General features: G+C 72.8%; 1 protein-coding gene. It reads right to left on the bottom strand.

Going from position 1 to position 2,686, the window contains the following annotated elements; all coding sequences use genetic code 11:
- Nucleotides 1-40: 40 nt before the first annotated feature.
- Complete coding sequence (locus M5362_RS00985) at nucleotides 41-2,587, bottom strand: sensor histidine kinase KdpD (protein ID WP_260225278.1); 2,547 nt, start codon at nucleotides 2,585-2,587, stop codon at nucleotides 41-43.
- Nucleotides 2,588-2,686: the final 99 nt, after the last annotated feature.

Here is a 2,686-nt window from a genome sequence, read left to right as displayed (position 1 = left end):
CGGCGCCTCCTCCCGGGGCGCCGGCCGGCTCTGACGTGTCTCAGGTCGTCCCTTCCGCGGAGAGATCCGTGCGGGACGGCGGCAGGCCGTCGGCCATCCGCAGGCCGAGGACCATGGTCAGGCCTCCGCCGGGGGTGTCCTCGGCGGTCACCGTGCCGCCCATGGCCTCGACGAAGCCGCGTGCGACGGCGAGGCCGAGGCCGACCCCCGCGCCGCTCGGGGCGTCACCGTACCGCTGGAAGGCGCCGAAGATCCGGTCCTTCGCCTCGTCGGGGACGCCGGGGCCGCGGTCCACCACGCGCAGTTCGACGCGGTCGGCCATCGCGCTGGCCGCCACCAGGACGCGCTGGCCGGCCGCGCTGTGCTTGACGGCGTTCTCGACGATGTTGGCGACGGACCGTTCGAGGAGCCCGCGGTCGACGGCGACCATCGGCAGGGTCTCGGGGATGTCCAGGTCGACGCGGTCCTCCGGTATGCCGATGAGGGCGATGGGCACGACCTCGTCGAGGTCCGTCTCCCGGATGACGGCGGTCACGGTGCCGGTCTCCAGGCGGGAGACGTCCAGCAGGTTGCCGACGAGGTGGTCGAGCCGGTCGGCGCCGTCCTCGATGCCTTCGAGTAGCTCGGCGCGGTCGTCCTCGGACCACTCCACGTCGTCCGAACGCAGGGAGGAGACGGCCGCCTTGATGGCGGCGAGCGGGGTACGCAGGTCGTGGCTGACGGCCGCGAGGAGCGACGTACGGATCTTGTTGCCCTCGGCCAGCCTGCGGGCCTCCTCGGCCTCGCCGACGAGCCGCTGGCGGTCCAGTACGACCGCGGCCTGGGCCGCGAAGGCGCCGAGCACGCGCCGGTCCTCGGCGGGGAGCACCCGGCCGAACAGGGCGAGGGCCAGGTGGTCGCCGACGGGCATGTCGACGTCCGCGTCGTCGGGCCGGTCGGCCCGGGGCGGGCCGACCCGGGCGACGCAGGACCACGGCTCCGCCTCGTCGTGGCGTTCCAGCAGGGCCACGGACTCCATGAGGAAGGTCTCCCTGACCCGTTCGAGCAGGGACTCCAGGCTCGTCTCGCCGCGCAGCACGCTCCCGGCCAGGAAGGAGAGCGTCTCCGCCTCGGCCCGCAGACGCGCGGCCTGGTGAGTGCGGCGCGCCGCCAGGTCCACCACGGAAGCGACGGACACCGCCACCCCGAAGAAGATCACCAGGGCGACGATGTTGTGCGGGTCGGCGATCGTGAGGCGGTGGACCGGCGGGGTGAAGAACCAGTTGAGCAGCAGCGATCCCACCGCCGCGGAGGCCAGGGCCGGGCGCAGCCCGCCGATCAGCGCCGCGGCGACGGTGAGGGTGAGATACAGCAGGACGTCGTTGGCCAGGCCCACGTCGGGGGCGGCGGTGGCCAGCAGCAGGGTGAGCAGGACGGGCCCCAGGAGACCGACGATCCAGCCCCGGACGGTCCGGGAGCGGCCGAGCCTGGCCGTGCGTGCGGCGGCGGGCAGTCCCCGGCCCTTGGCCGCCTCGTCGTGCGTGACGATGTGGACGTCGAGGTCGGGGCCGGACTCCTGGGCGACGGTGGCGCTGACGCCGGGGCCGAAGGCGTACTGCCACGGCCGGCGACGGCTTACGCCGAGCACGATCTGCGTGGCGTTCACCCCTCGTGCGAACGCGAGCAGCCCGGAGGAGATGTCGTCGCCGACGACGTGGTGGAAGGTGCCGCCGAGCTCCTCGACGAGGATCCTTTGGAGGGCGAGTTCCTTCGGTGAGGCGGAGGTCAGGCCGTCGCCGCGGGCGATGTGGACGGCAAGCACCTCGCCGCCCGCGCCCTTCTCCGCCAGCCGGACGGCGCGCCGGACGAGGGTCCGGCCCTCCGGGCCGCCGGTGAGTCCGACGACGATCCGCTCGCGGGAGCCCCAGATCTTCGAGACGCGATGCTCGGTCCGGTACTCCTGGAGGTACTCGTCGACCCGGTCGGCGGTCCACAGCAGCGCCAGCTCCCGCAGGGCCGTGAGGTTGCCGGGCCGGAAGTAGTTGGACAGTGCGGCGTCGACCTTCTCCGGCGTGTAGATGTTGCCGTGGGCCATACGGCGCCGCAGGGCCTGGGGCGACATGTCGACCAGTTCGATCTGGTCGGCGCGGCGCACGACCTCGTCGGGGACGGTCTCCTGCTGCCGTACGCCGGTGATGGACTCGACCACGTCCCCCAGCGACTCCAGATGCTGGATGTTGACCGTGGACACGACGTCGATCCCGGCCGCGAGCAGCTCCTCGACGTCCTGCCAGCGCTTGGAGTTGCGCGACCCCGGCACATTGGTGTGCGGCAGTTCGTCGACGAGCGCGACGGCGGGCCGCCGGGCCAGCACGGCGTCCACGTCCATCTCCGTGAAGGTGGTGCCGCGGTACGCGATCTCCCGGCGCTCGATCGTCTCCAGCCCGTGGAGCATGACCTCCGTACGGGGACGGTGGTGGTGCTCGACGAAGGCGACGACGCAGTCCGTGCCGCGCTCGACCCGGCGGTGTGCCTCCGAGAGCATCGCGTACGTCTTGCCGACCCCCGGCGCCGCGCCGAGGTAGATCCGAAGCTTTCCGCGTCTCATGGTGTCGTTTCCCGGTCGAGGACGGACAGTGCGTGTACTGCCTTCCTCCTGTTGTCGGACGGGCGGCGGGAGCCGGCGCGCCCTGGACGTGCCAGGGCG

It is taken from the genome of Streptomyces sp. Je 1-79, assembly GCF_025195125.1.
In the GTDB taxonomy this organism is placed as follows: domain Bacteria; phylum Actinomycetota; class Actinomycetes; order Streptomycetales; family Streptomycetaceae; genus Streptomyces.
This window is presented reverse-complemented; position numbering and strand designations above follow the sequence as displayed.